This is a genomic window from Pelomonas candidula, assembly GCF_043555985.1.
GTDB classification, from domain to species: Bacteria; Pseudomonadota; Gammaproteobacteria; order Burkholderiales; family Burkholderiaceae_C; genus Pelomonas; species Pelomonas candidula.
The window spans coordinates 22,129-39,087 of the sequence record NZ_JBIGIC010000022.1 but is presented as its reverse complement, the minus strand read 5'-3'; the positions used below and the strand labels follow the sequence as shown (position 1 = coordinate 39,087).

At 70.9% G+C, this 16,959-nt stretch carries 13 protein-coding genes; 8 read left to right on the top strand and 5 right to left on the bottom strand.

The window, feature by feature from the left end; all coding sequences use genetic code 11:
- Window positions 1–71 precede the first annotated feature (71 nt).
- The 6 genes from ACG04R_RS27220 (at window position 72) to mltB (ending at window position 7,282) form a co-directional block, all read left to right on the top strand.
- Window positions 72–908, top strand: coding sequence for a plasmid replication/partition related protein (locus ACG04R_RS27220; RefSeq protein WP_394417523.1), 837 nt, complete (start codon window positions 72–74; stop codon window positions 906–908).
- Between the two features lie 43 nt (window positions 909–951).
- Window positions 952–1,935 (top strand): DUF58 domain-containing protein, encoded by a 984-nt coding sequence (locus tag ACG04R_RS27215; protein WP_394417520.1) that lies wholly within the window; start codon window positions 952–954, stop codon window positions 1,933–1,935.
- Window positions 1,932–3,953, top strand: a complete 2,022-nt coding sequence (locus ACG04R_RS27210; RefSeq protein ID WP_394417517.1) for a transglutaminase TgpA family protein — start codon at window positions 1,932–1,934, stop codon at window positions 3,951–3,953. The genes ACG04R_RS27215 and ACG04R_RS27210 overlap by 4 nt, the downstream gene beginning before the upstream one ends.
- Window positions 3,954–3,995: 42 nt before the next feature.
- A complete protein-coding gene (locus ACG04R_RS27205) occupies window positions 3,996–5,015 on the top strand; it encodes a hypothetical protein (RefSeq protein ID WP_394417514.1) in 1,020 nt (339 codons plus the stop codon).
- Between the two features lie 17 nt (window positions 5,016–5,032).
- Entirely contained in the window at window positions 5,033–6,112 is a 1,080-nt protein-coding gene (locus ACG04R_RS27200; protein WP_394417511.1) for an ankyrin repeat domain-containing protein, read from the top strand.
- 72 nt (window positions 6,113–6,184) lie between these two features.
- Window positions 6,185–7,282: a lytic murein transglycosylase B gene (mltB, locus tag ACG04R_RS27195; protein WP_394417508.1), complete on the top strand. Its 1,098-nt coding sequence runs from the start codon at window positions 6,185–6,187 to the stop codon at window positions 7,280–7,282.
- Here the strand turns inward: mltB and ACG04R_RS27190 are convergent.
- Window positions 7,245–9,638 carry a DNA internalization-related competence protein ComEC/Rec2 gene (locus ACG04R_RS27190; RefSeq protein ID WP_394417505.1) on the bottom strand — a complete coding sequence of 798 codons (2,394 nt, stop codon included), beginning with the start codon at window positions 9,636–9,638 and terminating at the stop codon, window positions 7,245–7,247. The genes mltB and ACG04R_RS27190 overlap by 38 nt on opposite strands.
- An 81-nt stretch (window positions 9,639–9,719) precedes the next feature.
- Here ACG04R_RS27190 and ACG04R_RS27185 point away from each other — a divergent pair, with 81 nt between their 5' ends.
- Both ACG04R_RS27185 and ACG04R_RS27180 read left to right on the top strand, forming a co-directional pair.
- Window positions 9,720–10,187, top strand: a complete 468-nt coding sequence (locus tag ACG04R_RS27185; protein ID WP_394417502.1) for a RidA family protein — start codon at window positions 9,720–9,722, stop codon at window positions 10,185–10,187.
- On the top strand, window positions 10,187–10,681 hold the full coding sequence (locus ACG04R_RS27180; RefSeq protein ID WP_394417499.1) for a disulfide bond formation protein B: 495 nt from the start codon (window positions 10,187–10,189) through the stop codon (window positions 10,679–10,681). The genes ACG04R_RS27185 and ACG04R_RS27180 overlap by 1 nt, the downstream gene beginning before the upstream one ends.
- A 627-nt stretch (window positions 10,682–11,308) precedes the next feature.
- Here the strand turns inward: ACG04R_RS27180 and ACG04R_RS27175 are convergent.
- The 4 genes from ACG04R_RS27175 to ACG04R_RS27160 form a co-directional block, all read right to left on the bottom strand.
- Window positions 11,309–13,075 (bottom strand): gamma-glutamyltransferase family protein, encoded by a 1,767-nt coding sequence (locus tag ACG04R_RS27175; protein ID WP_394417496.1) that lies wholly within the window; start codon window positions 13,073–13,075, stop codon window positions 11,309–11,311.
- 32 nt (window positions 13,076–13,107) lie between these two features.
- A complete protein-coding gene (locus ACG04R_RS27170) occupies window positions 13,108–14,484 on the bottom strand; it encodes a DUF1501 domain-containing protein (protein ID WP_394417493.1) in 1,377 nt (458 codons plus the stop codon).
- Between the two features lie 7 nt (window positions 14,485–14,491).
- Window positions 14,492–16,201, bottom strand: coding sequence for a DUF1800 domain-containing protein (locus ACG04R_RS27165; RefSeq protein WP_394417490.1), 1,710 nt, complete (start codon window positions 16,199–16,201; stop codon window positions 14,492–14,494).
- A 116-nt stretch (window positions 16,202–16,317) separates the two neighbouring features.
- A complete protein-coding gene (locus ACG04R_RS27160) occupies window positions 16,318–16,956 on the bottom strand; it encodes a 3-oxoacid CoA-transferase subunit B (protein WP_394417487.1) in 639 nt (212 codons plus the stop codon).
- Between the last annotated feature and the right edge of the window lie 3 nt (window positions 16,957–16,959).

The following is a 16,959-nucleotide window of genomic DNA, read 5'->3' as shown; positions in this document are numbered from 1 at the left end:
GCTGCGGTCGGCGGTCGGGGCGGTCTCTAGAATCCGCGCCTTTTTCGCCCACGCCACCGCGCCCGGTCTCCATGGACATCGTCGTCAAAGAAGAACTCAAGGCCTACATCGATCCGCTGACACCGGATGAGCACGACGCGCTGGAGCGCAGCATCCTGGCCGAGGGCTGCCGCGATGCGCTGGTGCTGTGGGGCAATGTGCTGGTGGACGGTCACAACCGCTACGGCATCTGCATGAAGCACGGACTGCCCTTCCAGACGGTGCAGAACCCGCGCTTCCAGTCCATGGAGGACGTGCACCTGTGGATGATCGACCAGCACCTGGGCCGGCGCAGCATCTCGGACTTCCAGCGCGGCGTGCTGGCGCTGCGCAAGCGCGAGATCGTCGCCGACCGGCGCGCGCGCAGCGCGCCTGCGGCCGAGCCCGAGGCGCCGGCCGCCGTCGAGGCGGCCGTGACCACCGCGCCCGCGCCCGCCGACGACGCGCTGCAGACCCGCGAGGCGCTGGCCAAGGCTGCGCGGGTCAGCAGCAACCAGATGGTGATGATCGAGAAGATCCAGAAACAGGCCGCCCCTGAACTGGTGGCCGCCGTGAAGGCTGGCACCATCTCGATCAACGCGGCCGCGGCCGTCGCCACGCTGCCGGCCGAGGAACAGGCCGCTGCGGCGAATGCCGGTGCCGACGAACTGAAGCAGGCCGCCAAGCGCGTGCGCGAGGCCAAGCGCCGGGTCGTGGTACCGGTCGACGAGGCGCCCGAAGCCGACACGCCGGCCACCGATGCCGCGGCGCCTGAGACGGTTGAACCCACCCTCGACTCGCTGCGCCAGCGCGTCGCGGAGTTGGAGGCCGAGAACGCGGCGCTGCGGCAGGAGCTGGCGGCGCTGCGGGCGCAGCTGCCTGCCGCCTGACCCTCTGGCGGACCGTTCGCAGGGCCTCGCTTATCCTGCCGGCATGGCTGTTCCCCATGCCCTCCGCGCCCGCTGGCAAGCCTGGTGGCAGGCCCGCCAGGCGCCGGCCGACACGCACCAGACCACGCAGCGCAACGTCTACATCGTGCCGACGCTGGCCGGCCTGTCCTTCTGCGGCACGCTGGGCGTGCTGCTGCTGGCCAGCATCAACGAGCAGTTGAGCCTGGGCTACGGCCTCACCTTCGCGCTGACCGGCGCGGGCCTGGCGTCCATGCACACGACGCACGCCAACCTGCGCGGCCTGCAGATGGACCTGAGGGCGCCCGAAGGCGTGCACGCCGGCGACGAATACACGCTGGAGCTGCGCCTGCACAACACCGGCAGCGCGCGCTTTGGCATCGCCGTCAGCGCCCAGCTCGATGGCCGCCTCACCGAGCCCGCCTGGGTGGACGTACCGGCACGGGGCCACGCGGTGCTGCGCCTGCGCCTGCCAGCCCTGCAGCGCGGCCTGCGCGAGCTGCCGCGCCTCGTCGTCTCCACACGCTTCCCGCTGGGTTTCTTCCGCGCCTGGAGCTACTGGCGGCCTGCGGCCAAGGTCTGGGTCTACCCGCGCGCCGAGGACGTGCCGGCGCCCTTCCCCACGCAGGCCGAGGCCGGCGCCGGCGAGGCCGCGTCCACGCATCAGTCCGCCAGCGGGACCGATTTCTCCGGCGTGCGCAGCTACCGCCGCGGCGACTCGATGAAGCAGATCCTGTGGCGCAAGTCCGCCCTCGCACTGGAACAGGGCCTGCCGCTGTGGGTGCGCGAGACCGAGGCGCCGCTGGCGAAGGACCTGTGGCTGGACTGGCGCGACACGCAGGGCCGTGACACCGAGGCGCGCCTGTCCCGCCTCACGGCGTGGGTGCTGGCCGCCGAGCGCCAGGGCCAGCCCTACGGCCTGCGCCTGGCCGGCCGCGAGCTGGCGCCGTCGCTGGGTGCGGTGCACCGCCAGGCCTGCCTGGAACTGCTGGCGGGGTTCGCCGCATGAACGCGCTCTCCTCATGGTGGGGCCGGCTGCCGCGGGACACGCGCGACAGCTTCTTCCTGCTGGCCGTCATCACCGCCGTCATGGCGCCGCACGCCGGCCATCTGCCGCCGTGGGCCACGGCGCTGACCGGCCTTGTGCTGCTATGGCGCGGCCAGCTCGCCTGGCGCCAGCGCCCGCTGCCCAGCCGCTGGTGGCTGATCGGCATCGCCGCCATCTACGCCGCGCTGACCTGGCTGACCTTCCGCACCCTCGTCGGCCGCGAGGCCGGCATCACGCTGCTGACCGTGCTGATGGCGCTGAAGACGATGGAGCTGCGCGCGCGCCGCGACGCCTTCGTCGTGTTCTTCCTCGGCTTCTTCCTCGTGCTGACGCAGTTCTTCTACTCGCAGTCGCTGCCGACGGCCGTCGGCGCACTGGTGTCGCTGTGGGGGCTGCTGGCGGCCGTCGTGCTGGCGCAGATGCCCACAGGTGTGCCCAGCATCGCCATCGCCGCGCGCCGCGCCGCCGGCACGACGGCGCTGGGTCTGCCGGTCATGGTGCTGCTGTTCGTGCTGTTCCCGCGCATCGCGCCGCTGTGGGGCGTGCCGACCGAGGCCATCGGCAGGACGGGCCTGTCCAACCAGATGGAGTTCGGGGCGATGAACGAGATCGCCAACGACGACAGCATCGCGATGCGGCTGAAGTTCGACGGCCCGGTGCCGCCGCCCGACCAGCGCTACTTCCGCGGCCCGGTGCTGACCCGCTTCGACGGCAAGACCTGGCGCGCGCCCGACGCCCGCCCGAGCGAGGCCTGGCTGCGCGGCCGCGACGACCTCGCCACCAGCGGCCCCGCGTTCCGCTACGAGATGACGCTGGAGCCGCTGCGCATCCCCGTGCTGCCGCTGCTGGAGATGAGCCCCGGCAACCCAGGCACGCAACTCTCGCTGCCCGACCTGACGCTGACACGCGGCGCCGAGCTGCAGTGGGCCTCGCCGCGCCCCATCACCGAAAGGCTGAGGCTCAACGCCAGCGCCCATGCGGGCTGGAGCGCCGGCCTGCGGCTGAACCGACTGCAGCAGGGCAAGAACCTGGAGCTGCCGCCCGGCCGCAACCCGCGCGCCATCGCCTGGGCCCACGAGCTGGCCGCGCAGCCGCGCTTCTCCAACCTGGAACCGGGCCCGCGCGCCGAGGCGCTGGCCGCCGCACTGCTGGACCATGTGCGCAACGCCGACTACATCTACACCCTGTCGCCCGGTCGCTACGGCGAGGCCTCGCCCCACGTCATCGACGAGTTCTGGCTGGACCGGCGCCTGGGCTTCTGCGAGCACTTCGCCTCCGCCTTCGTCGTACTGATGCGCGCGATGGGCGTGCCGGCGCGCATCGTCACCGGCTTCCAGGGCTGGGATGCCGAACCGCAGGACAGCTACCTCGTCGTGCGCAACGCCAACGCCCACGCCTGGGCCGAGTACTGGGTCGACGGCAAGGGCTGGCTGCGCAGCGACCCCACCGCCGCCGTCGCGCCCAATCGCGTCATCCAGGGCCTGGCGCTGCAGCCGCAGCCGGGTGTCATCGGGCAGATCAACCCGACGCTGTGGCGCGCCATGCGCAGCGGCTGGGAGACCGTCAACAACCGCTGGCAGCAGCTGGTGCTGAACTACTCGCGCGAGAACCAGTTCGACCTGCTGAAGAAGATGGGCTTCGAGCGCCCGGACTGGGTCGGCCTGGGCCAGGCCATCGCCGGCGTGATCCTCGTCTTCGCGCTGGCGGCCACGGCCTGGATACGCTGGAGCAGCCGGCCGCACGACGCGTGGAGCCGGCAACGAGCGCGCATCGCCGCGCGGCTGGCGCGCGCGGGCGTCGTCGTGCGCCCCCACGAAAGTCCCGCCGCGTGGGCGCGCGCGCTGCGCCAGCAGCTGGGCCAGCCGGCCGAGCCGGCGGCGCTGTGGCTGGAGCAACTGGAGCGCGCTCGCTATGCGGCTGTTGGGGCGGCACCGGCCTGGGGTGAATTCCACCGCGCGATCCGGCGGTTACGGGGCTGAGGTCGGAGACACTCCGGCACCGCCGCAACGCAGCCCCGCGAAGTGAAACCTGCCGCCCTGTTCCTGCTGACGCTCGCGCTCGCCAGCGCCCACGCCGCTGCGGCCCCGACGCCTCACGAGCTCATTGCGCAGCTGGGCTTGCAGGTGCGCCGCGCGCTGAGCAGCACCAGGCCAGCCGAGCGCGCCGTCGCGGACGCTGAACGCGCCGTTGCCGGCGAGATTGCCGCGCTGATCCACGCCACGCCCGGGGACGCTGCACTGACCGAGGCTGACGATCAGGGCCGCACGCCGCTGATGCAGGCTGTCGGCGGCGGCTACCTGCCGGTGGTGCAGGCGCTGCTCACCGACGCCAGTGTGCGGGCCGCCATCAACATGACCGATGCCAGCGGCGAGACCGCGTGGATGAAGGCACAGTTCGCGCCCGGCATGACGCTGGTGGCCTGCCAACCCGGCACGCTGACACTGGATCGCTACCCGCTGCTCGTGCCCTACCTGCGCCGCATGGTCTCGCTGATGTCGAACCGCAAGTCCGTCACAGTCGGCATCGCCCAGGCGTTGGAGGAGGCCGGCGCCAGCAGGGATGTCGACGCGGCCCGCCGAGCCTGGCTGGCGCGCTGCCCCAACACCGATCCCGACTTGCGCAACGCACTCGCACGCGGCGATCTGATGACCGTGCTCGTCAATGACGCACTTGACCGGCAGATGCGTTTCAACAAGGCCCGTGCCGCCGGCCTCGCCAGCATCCCGCAGCGCCCGCCCGCGCAGATGAAGTTCATCAACCCGGTCGACCGGCCGGCGAGCCTCACAGCACTGCGCTGCGCGAGCCTGCCCAGGCCCACGCTGCCCGGTGCGCTGAACTGGTCCGGCACCCTGCGGCTGCACGTCGTCGCCGCAACGCGTGCGGGCATCGTGGAGGCCGCCGACATCACCGTGGCGTCGGACGATGCCCCTCAGCCCTTCATCGTCGATCACTTCCGCGGCGCGCTGATCCGCGCGTTATCCAACTACCAGTGCGAAGGCGATCACGTCTTCGAGCAGGAATTCCAGTTCAAGGTCGAATGACGCCCGCCCGACTGCTCATGCCCGTCACCCTTACCTTTCTCCGCCGCTCGCACGCCCTGGCCCTGCTGGCCGCACTCTGGCTCTCACTGCAACCTGCGCAGGCCGAGCCTCAGCGCACACCGCAACAGCTCATCGAGAAGCTGGATGTCGAGATCCGCCGCATCCTGGCCGACCCCAAGGCCACCAGGACGCCTGACGACGCCGAGCATGCCGCGGCCGAGCAGATCTCCGCGCTGGTCAACAGCACCCCGGACCACCTGTCGCTGACCCAGCCCGACATCCATGGGACAACGCCGCTCATGCTGGCCGTCAGCAGCGGCTACGCGCAGATCGTCGAGGCGCTGCTGGTCTCCCCCAGCGTGAGGCTGGCGATCAACGCCCCCGACGAGGCAGGCGAGACGCCTTGGATGATGGCCAGCTTCGCACCCACGCTGACGCTGGTCGCCTGCCAGCCAGGCGCGCTCACACGCGAACGTTACGTGCTGCTGCCGCCCTACCTGGCGCGCATGGGCTACCTGCTGAAGAATCGCGGCGCGGCCCTCGGCGTCATCGTGCGCGCGCTGGAAGCCGCCGGCGCCGAACCTCAGCCCGAGGCAGCCCGACGCGCCTGGCTGGCCCGCTGCCCCAACAGCTCAGCCGAACTGCGGGGGGCGCTGGCGCAGGACGGCGACCTGTTGCAGACGCTGGTCGCCCACGCCATCGCGCGGCAAGCCGAGTTCAACAAGACAGCGAGACAGTCTGTCGACAGCCTCCCGGACTTCCCGCCCAAGGGCATGAGGTTCATCACGGCAGGCCCGGAAGCTCGGGCCTTGCGCGTGACGCCGCTGCTGCAGATCCGCGACCTGCCCTGCGTGAGCAGGCCGTTGCCGACGCTCAAGGGCAACATCCGGTGGTCGGGCGAGGTGGTGCTGATGGTCGTTGCGAGCACGCGGGCAGGCGTCATCGAAGTGGCCGACATCGACGCGCTCAAGGTCAGCGGCCGGCATGAGGACGACGTGGTCCCGTACTTCCGCGCACGCATCCTGGAGGCGCTGGCCGGCTATGAATGCGAAGGCCAGCATGTCTTCGAGCAAGAGTTCCAGTTCAAGATCGATTGAGCGCGTCGCGCTGGGGCCGTGCGCTGGCAGTTCGCCGGCAGGGCCCTTCGGCCAACCGCGGCCCCGTATGCTGTGCCCGTGACACGCCTTCGCTTCCTCCTGCCGCTCTGCGCCGGACTCGCGCTGAGCCTCTGCGCCCACGCTGCCAAACCCCGCCACGCCAAGGCCCCGCCGCCGCCCCAACCACTGGGGCCGCGTCCCGCCCTCGTCGCCTTCGCCGACGACCTCGCCACCGCGCAGAACTGGGACGCCGCCGCGCTGCGCGAGCAGCTCGGCCAGGCGCTGGACCTGCCACGCGTGAAGCAGCTCATCCTGCCCGCCACTGCAGGCACGGCCAAGAACTGGACGGCCTACCGGGACCGCTTCATCGAGCCCAAGCGGCTGGACGCCGGCGTGGCCTTCTGGGCCGAACACGAGGCGGCGCTCGCCCGCGCCGAGAGCCAGTACGGCGTGCCGGCCGAGGTCATCGTCGGCATCATCGGCGTGGAGACCTTCTACGGCCGCATCACCGGCGGCTTCAAGGTGCTGGACGCGCTGGCCACGCTGGCCTTCGACTTCCCGCGCGAACACCCACGGGCCACCGAGCGCCAGGCCTTCTTCCGCAGCGAGCTGGCCGAGTTCCTGAAGCTGTGCCGCGAGAACGGGCTTGACGCCGCCGACGTGCGGGGCAGTTACGCCGGCGCTTTGGGCTGGCCGCAGTTCATGCCCGGCAGCTGGCGGCAACACGCCGTGGACTTCGACGGCGACGGCCGCATCGACCTCATCGCCAGCCCGGAGGACGCCATCGGCAGCGTGGCGCATTACCTGTCCGAGTACGGCTGGAATGCGGGCGAGACCACGCACTACAGCGTGCGGCTGCCGGCCGACCCGATCACGCGGCGCCGCCTGCTGGCGCCCGACATCAAGCCCTCCTTCACGGCCGCGCAACTCGTGGAGGCCGGCGCCGAGCCGTCCGAGGCCGCACGCGAGGATGACGGCCTGCTCGCCGTCATCGAACTGCAGAACGGCCCGAAGAAGCCGACGACGGTGCTGCTGGGCACACAGAACTTCTGGGTCGTCACGCGCTACAACTGGTCGGCCTATTACGCACTGGCCGTCATCGAGCTGGGGCAGGCGGTGAAGGCGCGCTGGCTCACCAGCCGTCCTCCAGCGGCAAGTCAGGCCCCGTGACGACGTCCGGCGCGATGGGCGGCGCCACGCGGTCGCTCCAGTAGCGCCGGCTCAAGTCGCGCTCGCAGGTTGCCGGCCGGCCATCGCTGAACCACCGCCAGGCCCCGCATGACGGGCTGGCCACAACGGCGATGCCCGCCGCCTGGTAACGCGCCAGCACCGGCGGTGCCGGGTGGCCGAAGCGGCTGCGGTAGCCGGCCTGCACGAGGCCGACCGCAGGCTGCACGGCTGCCAGCAATTCGGCGCTGGACGAGGTCTTGCTACCGTGGTGGGGCACCAGCAGCACCGTGGATTTCAGGTCCGACTCGCGGCGCACGAGCCGGCGCTCCTGGTCCGCCTCCAGGTCGCCCGCCAGCAGCACACGCCGGCCCGAGGCCGACGTGATGCGCAGCACGCAGGACAGGTCGTTGGGCTTGAGCCCCGCGTCGTAGTGCGCCGCGGTCGGGTGCAGCACGTCGAAGCGCACGCCGTCCCAGGTCCAGCCCTGGCCGGCCTCGCAACGCATCTGTGCGGGCGCCGCGCGCAACAGCGCATGGCCGGGCTCCAGCGAGCTGCGCAGCTCGCCCACGGGCAAGGCCTGCAGCAGCGTCGCGGCGCCGCCGACATGGTCGAAGTCGCGGTGGCTGAGCATCAGCATGTCCAGCCGGCCCACGCCCAGCGAGCGCAGCAGCGGCAGCAGCACGCGCTCGCCAGCGTCCTGGCCGGGCGAGTAGGCCGGGCCGCTGTCGAACAGCAGCGCATGGCGCTGCGTGCGCACCAGCACCGCATTGCCTTGGCCGATGTCCGGCGCCAGCAGCTCGAACTCGCCCGCCGCCGGCCCCGGCACGGCGGGCCACAGCAGCGGCAGCGTCATCGCCAGGCCCGCCAACCGCAGCCGCCACGGCAGGCGCATGACCATCAGCGCCGCTCCCAGCAGCGCCAGTCCCTGCGCCCACGGCGGCGCCGCGGGCAACCACCACACGGCGCCCGGCAGCGCCGTCAGCAGCTTCAGCCAGACCATCAGGCCATGCGTCACCCAGGCGGCCAGCGCCCACAGCGGCGGCACGACACCACCCAGCAGCGCCAGCGGCGTGATGAGGAAGCTGATGACGGGGATCGCCACCAGATTGGCCAGCAGCCCCACGACGGACAGCTGCGCGAAGCAGATCAGGCTCAGCGGCGCGAGGCCCACCGTGGCGACGGCCTGGGTGCGCAAGGCCGCCTTCAGCCGAGCCCGCCAGCCTTCCTCGTGCTCGCCGCCGGCGGCCATCAGCAGGCCCACGGCGCCGAAGGACAGCCAGAAGCCGGGCTGCATGACCGCCCACGGGTCCACCGCCGTGACGACGACCGCCGCGGCCAGCAGCACCAGTGGCCAGGGCCAGCGCAGGCCCAGGCTGCGCAGCACCGCCACGGCCGCCAGCATGACTACCGTGCGCTGCGCCGGCACACCCCAGCCCGAGAACAGCGCATAGCCCAACGCGGCCAGCACGCCGGCCCAACGCGCGGCCGCGGGCGCAGGCAGGCGCAGGCACAGCCGGCTGCTGCGCCGCCACAGCGCCCCGGTGAGCGCGGCGGCCAGCCAGGCGAACATCGTCACGTGCAGGCCGCTGATGCTGAAGGCGTGCGCCACGCCGGTGTCGCGCAGCAGCGCCCAGTCGGCGTGGGCGATGGCGTTCTGGTCGCCCAGGCTCAACGCGGCCAGCACGCCGGCCATCGCCGGATCGGCCACACGCTCGCGGATGGCCGCGCGCAGCCGCTGGCGGGCCGCGTCGATTTCCCACCACGGCGCGGCCTGCAGCCGCTCGCCCGAGCGAACGACGCCGCTGGCGCGCAGTCCCTGCTCGAATAGCCATAGCTCCGCATCGAAGCCGCCCGGGTTGGCCAGCCCGTGCGCGCGCTTGAGCCGTGCCGTGAAGCGCCAGCGCTCGCCGGCCGTGATGTCCGGGCCGTCGTAGGAGAGCAGCATCAGCCGGTGCGGCACCTCGGGCGGCAGCGCGACACCAGTCGGCCCGACCGCCTCGACGGCGAACTCGAAGCGCCAGCCGGGCACGCCGCCCTGGCCGGTGATGGCGATGGGCAGCGAGTCGACCCGACCCGTCAGCACCAGGTCGCGCCCCTCCCAGGCGGGATGCAGTTCGGGCGTCAGCCGCCACTCGGCGCGCAGCGCGGCCTGCGTGAAGGCCAGCACGGCAACGCAGCCTGCCAGCACGAGCCAATGCCGCCGCCGCAGCGCGAACAGCAGCACGCAGGCGCCAGCCAGCGCCGCCGTCTCGACCCCGCTCGGCAGCCGCTCGCAGCGATGCAGCAACGCCAGACCCGCCAGCCAGGCCAGCCCGGTCGCCACCAGCTCACGCGCGTCCCACGGCCGCTTTGCCAATGCCCTTCCTCACTCCTGCCGAATCGGCCTCGGGGTGTAGCATGGCCGCCGTTTTTTCCCTGCGCCACGGCGCTTCCCCGCATGAGCTCCTCCGCCATCCAGGCCAAGCTGGCCGAACTCGGCATCACGCTGCCGCCCGTTGCCACTCCAGCCGCTGCCTACCTGCCCTTCGTGCGCACGGGCAACCTGGTCTTCCTGTCGGGCCACATCGCCAAGAAGGACGGCAAGCCCTGGGTCGGCCAGCTCGGCAAGGACACCGACACCGCCACCGGCCAGGCCGCCGCGCGCGCCGTGGCCATCGACCTGCTCGGCACGCTGCAGGCCGCCACGGGCGACCTGGGCAAGGTCGTGCGCGTCGTCAAGGTCATGAGCCTGGTCAACAGCACGCCCGACTTCACCGAGCAGCACCTCGTCACCAATGGCGCCTCAGAGCTGCTGGCCACGGTGCTGGGCGATGCCGGCAAGCACGCCCGCAGCGCCTTCGGCGTGGCGCAGATCCCGATGGGGGCCTGCGTCGAGATTGAGCTGATCGCGGAAGTGCGCGACTGATGCTCTTCGTTCAGCCTTCCAAGTTGCCGGCCCGCGCGCTGGCAGGCATGGCCGTGGCGAGCTTCGCCGCCGTCGGCGTGGCGTTGATCGCCCAACATCAGTTCGGCGTGAAGCCCTGCCCCTGGTGCGTGCTGCAGCGCGCCATCTTCCTCGTCATCGGCGCGCTGTCGCTGCTGGGCTGGCTGGTGCAGGCCAAGCGCTCGCTGCGTCAGGCGGCCGTGGTGCTGGTGCTGGTGATGTGCGCCGCCGGGCTGACGGCGGCGGTGTTCCAGCACGAGGTGGCGGCCGAAAGCGCCAGCTGCGCACTGGGCCTGGCCGACAAGATCGTCACCGCGCTGGGCCTTGAAGAGCTGTGGCCGTCGGTCTTCATGATCACGGCCAACTGCTCGGAGGCGGCGGCCTACAAGCTGCTGGGGCTGCCGTATGAGGTCTGGAGCGGGTTGCTGTTTGCCGGTCTGGGCGCGCTCGGCCTCATCGTGCTCACGAAACGCTGATCGTCAGTCGGGTTGCTTTTGCGCAGGAAGCATCTGCTCGGTGCATTGCCGGGAGTCCCGCCCGGCGGCGGGGTGACTTTCTTCTGTCTTGCCAGAAGAAAGTCACCAAAGAAGATGCGCTGAACCGCACACGATCACCACGTGCATGAGCTGCGCCGTGCAACAGTCGAAAGCGGCACGCCCACATGCGAACCGCTGCGCTCTCGCGTCTGACTTGTGACGAGCACCAGCCATCGCCCCACCTGCCCGTCCGACGCGCGGCTGCACGCCGTGCTCAGCAGAGCAGCCCAATGCAGCGCCGCCCAGGGCGGCGCGGCTGTTCGGTATTCAGGCTGCCTAGCGCCGGCGTGCAGCCGCGCGGTAAGCGGGATGCCGGTTCGAGTTGTGGTGCCCGGCACAAGTGGTGGGCGAGAGCGAAGCGGTTCGCAGGTGGGCGGGTCTAGCTCCGAGCTTGCGAGCGCGACTTCCCGCTCGAGTGTGGATTGCGTTGGCGCCTCTCTTTTGGTGACTTTTCTCTGGCGCGACAGAGAAAAGTTACACGCCCTCGCCGGGCGGATTCCGGCGGCACGGCACCGGGTCAGAAGGCTCTTCGCCAAAGCAACCCAACCAATCTCCTGCCGTGCCGCCCTACTCGCCCAGCACCACGCCTTCCCGGCGCGGATCGGTGCCGCCCGTCCAGCCGCCCTTTACGCGCATCAGCACCTGCAGCCCGCTGGTCAAGTCGGTCTCGATGACGATGTGGCCGCGTGCCCTTAGGTCCGCCAGTTGCCCCGCCGTCAGCGCCCCGCGCTCGACAATGAGCTGGCCACCGTTGAAGTGGCCGAAGTTGGGCAGGTCCACCGCGCGCTGCACCGGCAGCCCCCAGGCCAGCACGCCGGTCAGCACCTTGGCGACGTAGTGGATGATGACCGGCCCGCCCGGCGAGCCGGCCACCATGAGGAGCTGGCCGCCGCGGTCGAACACCAGCGTGGGCGCCATGCTTGAACGCGGGCGCTTGCCGGCCTCCACGCGGTTGGCGACCGGTTTGCCGTCCGCGCCGGTCGGGTTCAACGAGAAGTCGGTCAGCTGGTTGTTCAGCATGAAACCGCCGGCCAGGCCCGTGCCGCCGTCGCTCATGACGCGGTTACCGAAAGCGGCCTCGACGCTGGTGGTCATGGACACGGCCTGGCCCTGTCCATCGACGACGCTGACCTGGCTGGTGCCGGACTCCAGCTGCTCGGCCTGCGGGGCGAAGGCCTGCCTGACGGCGCCGGGGTCACCGGCCGTCGCGGGCGCCATCGCGCGTTCGCCGATCAGTGCACCGCGTTCCTTCAGGTAAGCCGGCGCCAGCAGGTTGAGCCAGTCGCCGCCCGGCGCGCCGACGAAGCCGGGGTCGGCGATGAACTGCGCGCGGTCGGCAAAGGCCAGCTTGGCGGACTCGGCGTAGGCATGCATCCAGTCGGCCGTGATGCCCTTGGCGGCAACCGCCTTGGGCTGGGTGTCGAGCAGGCCCAGGATCTGCATCAGCGTCAGGTGCCCCGACGTCGGTGGCCCGAAACCGCAGACGCGGTAGGCACGCCAGTCGTTGCACAGCGGCGGGCGCACGACGGGCCGGTAGGCCGCGAGGTCGGCCGTCGTCAGCAGCCCGGGCCGCACATGGCCCTTCACGCGGCGCACGATGTCTTCGGCGACCGCCCCCTCGTAGAACGCCGCGGTGCCCTGCCGGGCGATGCCGCGCAGCACCGCCGCGTAGGCCGGGTTCTTCAGTATGGTGCCGACCGGCTTGGCGTTGCCGGCCGCGTCGAAGAAATACGGCCCGGCCTGCGGGTCGCTGCGCAGCGCCGTCTCGGCCGAGAACAGCTCGAACAGCCGCGGACTGATGGCGAAGCCCTGTTCGGCCAGGCGGATGGCCGGCTCGAACAGCCGCGCCCACGGCAGCTTGCCGTGGGCCTTGTGGGCTTCGGCCAGCATGGCCAGCACGCCGGGCGTGCCGGTGGACAGGCCGCTCAGCACGGCGTCGCGCATGGCCAGCGGCCGGCCGTCGGGCTTCAGGAACATCTGCGGCGTGGCCGCGGCGGGAGCGGTCTCGCGGCCGTCGTAGGCCTGCACCTGCCTGCCATCCCAGTGCAGCAGGAAAGCGCCGCCGGCGATGCCGCTGGACTGCGGCTCGACGAGGCCCAGCACGGCCTGCATGGCGATGGTGGCGTCGATGGCCGAGCCGCCGGCACGCAGCATCTGCAGGCCCACGCGTGCGGCCAGCGGGTTGGCGGACGTGACGGCGAAGTGTTGGGCCGGCTTGGTGAGGCCAGGCGTCCTGGCGGTACGCGTGGTGGCAGCTTCGGGCTGCTCGACCGGCTGGGCCAGCGCGGTGGCCGAGGCCATCAGCACGGCCATCCAGAAAGGCTTGAAGGGCATGCGGCCATCTTAGGCAGCACGCCCCGGCCCTGTCAGAAGTAGCCCAGATCCCGCGCCGTGTAGTTGGTGATCTGCGGCAGGACGGTCGGCAGGTCGGTGGCCGATACGCCCATCCACGTCGCCAGCGTCGCGGCGAGCTGATCCACCGCCGTGGTGGGCAGCAGCCGGCCCTGGCCCACGTCGTCAGGACCGTTGACGCTGACCGACGGCAGCGTGCCGTAGAAACGCCCGCCCTTCACGGCGCCGCCCAGCACGAAGTGGTGGCTGCCCCAGCCATGGTCACTGCCGTCGCCGTTGCTGGTTAGCGTGCGGCCGAAGTCGCTGGCGGTGAAGGTGGTGACCTTGTCGGCCACACCCAGCTCCACGGTGGCTGCATAGAAGCTGGCCAGTGCATCGTTGACCTGCGTGAGCAGCGCCGGGTGCTGAGCGACGAGCAGGTCGTGCAGATCGAAGCCACCCAGCGACACGAAGTAGACCTGCCGTGTCGCGCCCAGCGCCTGGCGCGCGGCGATGAGCTTGGCCACCATCAGCAGCTGCGAGGACAGGCTGGCGCTGGTGTCGAACGTCGTCGTCAGCGCGGGCACCGCGGCCAATGCCGTGCTGAGCGTGGACTGTGCGTCGATAGAGCGCTTGACGACGCGGTTCAGCTCCGCCTCCATCCAGTGCGTGCGGTCGGCCGTGATCAGCGAGCGCAGCGCCGTGGAGCAGGCCGCCGAGCCGTACAGCGACTTCGTCACGCCGTTGATGGGCACCGCGCCGGAGGTGGCCACCTGGTACTGCACGGCCTGCTTGCCGGCCATGAAGACGGCATTGCCCGACACGTTGATGCAGGTGAAGGTCGACGTGCCGTTGCCGCCCAGGAAGAGATCGCCCATGCGGCCGCCCCAGCCGGACGTGGCGCCCTCGGGCGAGCTGGCCTGCCAGACGGACTGCTGGTCGTTGTGCGAGAACAGCTTGGGCGGCAGTGGCACGCTCAGCGCCTTGTACTGGGCCAGCGTGGTGGGCTGCACCAGCGTGCCTACGTTGAGCTGCACGGCCAGCCTGCCGGCATCCCACAGGCTCTTGAGCTTGCCGAGCTGCGGTGCCAGTGCCATCTGCCGGCCGTCGGTACCGGCGGGCAGTGCGGTGGCCGCGAGCGTGTCGCGCGGCGTGGCCAGCGTCTGGCGGATGGTGGCGTAGGCGTTGTAGCTGCTCGTGTCGTAGGGGACCAGCGTGTTGCCGTAGTCGTTGCCACCGTACATGAAGAGGCAGACGAGGGCCTTGTAGTCGGTCGGCGCCGTGGCCGCAGCGGCCTCGCCGATGCCGGCCAGCGACAACGCCCACGGCGCAGCCGTGCCGGCGATGGACAGGGCCGACGCACGGCGCAGGAACTCGCGGCGCTGCAGCTCGGGGAGTTGGTTGAGCTTCATGCCGGCCTCACTTTTGAATCAAATACTCGGGGCAGGCCATCAGCATCAGGATGGCCGCGTAGACGCGGTTGAGCTTGCCGGCGTCGGTCGTCACGGCGATGGAGGCAATGGCCGTCGAGATGGTCGACTGCGTCGCCGCCGAGATGCCACCGCCACCCAGCCGCAGAGCGAGGTCGGCCACCAGCGCGGCCGGGTCAGCCACCAACGCCAGCTCGGCCGTGTAGCTGGCCTTGACCTCGCCCACGCCGCTGGCGATGGTGGTCTGCAGGAAGTTGAGATAACCCGCGGTCGTGCTCTCGTTGCAGAGCTGGAACTCCGGCGCGGTGACGCCGTTGGCGCCCAGCGTGGAGCCCGGCGGCACGTAGCCGGGGCGGAAGAAGTTGAATACCGACGGACTGCGCAGCGGGCTCTGGCCCAGCCGCGTGGCGGGGTTGCTCGTATCGCCGACGTTCCAGGCGCCGGTAGGCGACGTGGCGCCGAAGCTGCGCGCCCACTGCAGCAGCCGATGGATCGGCTCGCGCAACTTGCCGGCGGACGGCGACGTGGAAAGTGCACGCGCCTCGGTGTCCAGCAGCACCGCGCGGATGACGGCCTTCAGGTCGCCTCGCACGCCGCTGCCGTTGTCGGCCCAGATGGCAGACACACGGCCCACATAGGCGGCGCTGGGGTCGGACGTGACCAGGCGCTGGATCAGCTGGCGGCCGATGAAGGGGCCCACGTTGGCATGGTTGGCCAGCGTGTCCAGCGCCGTCTTCATCGCGGCCGGGCCATCGGCGGTGGCGGGGATGTCGACGTTCAATACCTTCTTCGCACCGGTGGAGAAGCGCGACGCGATGTTGACCATGGGCTTCTTCACGTAGGCCGGGTCGGTGGCGCTGGTGCCGTCGTAGTCCCAGCCGGTGAAGACGCGGGCCAGGTTGGTGATGTCGGTCTGGTTGTAGGTCTCGATGGCCTTGCCGTCCGCGCCCAGCTTGACGCTGCCGTCGGCATTGAGCTGCAGCAGGCCGATGGTGAGCAGCTGCATGACCTCGCGCGCGTAGTTCTCGTCGGGCACGCGGCCGGTCTTGGGGTCTTCCTTCAAGTTGCCGCGCATGTTGAGGTAGACGCCCATGCCGGTGGACAGCGTCACCGCCTCCAGCAGCGCGCGGTAGTTGCCGAAGGCATTCGCCTCCAGCATGTCCATGTAGGCCGCGCCGACGAAGCCGCGCCACTGCACCGGCAGGCCGGCCATCGAGATGACGAAGATCTCCGACAGCGCCAGCACGACGCGCTGGCGCAGCGTGTCGGGGGCCGACATGAACTTGCGCCACAGCGTGTTGTCCAGGCCCGCGAAGCTGTTGCGGTTGGCGTCGACCGCGTAGCCCTGCGCCACCATCCAGTCGAAATGACCATCGCTGACCGGCAGCGCGAACTGCGCGTCCAGCCACGCGGCATAGCCGTTGGCCTTGACGGTGGCGATGTCGGCGCTCTTCGCCGCGAAGCCCGCCTGCGCGAGGAAGCGCGCAGCCTCCGCATCGGTGGGCGGAGCCGGCGGCGGCGGCGGCGCGGCGGTCGGCTCCGAGCCGGGGGCGGCGCTGCTGCTGCCTCCACCGCCTCCACCACAGGCGCTCAGCAGCGAGGCCGCGGCCAGCGCAGCCGCGGCCAACGAGGCGGAGGAACCCGCCTCGTTGGCCGCGGGAGGCGGCGCAGAGGCGATCAGGTCGGGCAGGTCTTGCATGAGGCGTGGCGGAGTTGCGGGCTGGATGATGCCAACCCTACAACCCCGCGTACGCCCCTCAAGCGCGTGGCGTGAGAAACGTCATTGCACTTACCGGGAGAAACATCTCCCGCGATTCAAAGCAGGGGCACGCCCGTCTTGCTTTGGGCGAACTCGCGTGTCACTCCCTCGGCCAGCTCGACGAGCTTCAGCCCTTCGGGCTCGACGTCGAACACGCCGAGGTCCGTGATGATGCGGTCCACCACGCCCACGCCGGTCAGCGGCAGCGTGCAGTTCGGGATGATCTTGAGGTCCTCGGTGCCGTCCTTCTTGCGGGCCACGTGCTCCATCAGCACGATGACGCGCTTCACGCCGGCCACAAGGTCCATCGCCCCGCCCATGCCCTTGACCATCTTGCCGGGGATCATCCAGTTGGCCAGGTCGCCCTTGCCGCTGACCTGCATCGCGCCCAGGATGCTGAGGTTGATCTTGCCGCCGCGGATCATCGCGAAGCTGTCGTGGCTGCCGAAGATGCTGGAGCCAGGCAACGTGGTGACCGTCTGCTTGCCGGCGTTGATGAGGTCGGCATCGACTTCGTCCTCGGTCGGGAACGGGCCGATGCCCAGCATGCCGTTCTCGCTCTGCAGCCAGACTTCCTTGGCTGGGGGCACATGGTTGGCCACCAGCGTCGGGATGCCGATGCCGAGGTTCACGTAGAAGCCGTCTTCCAGCTCCTGGGCCGCGCGGGCAGCCATCTGATCTTGAGTCCAGGCCATGGT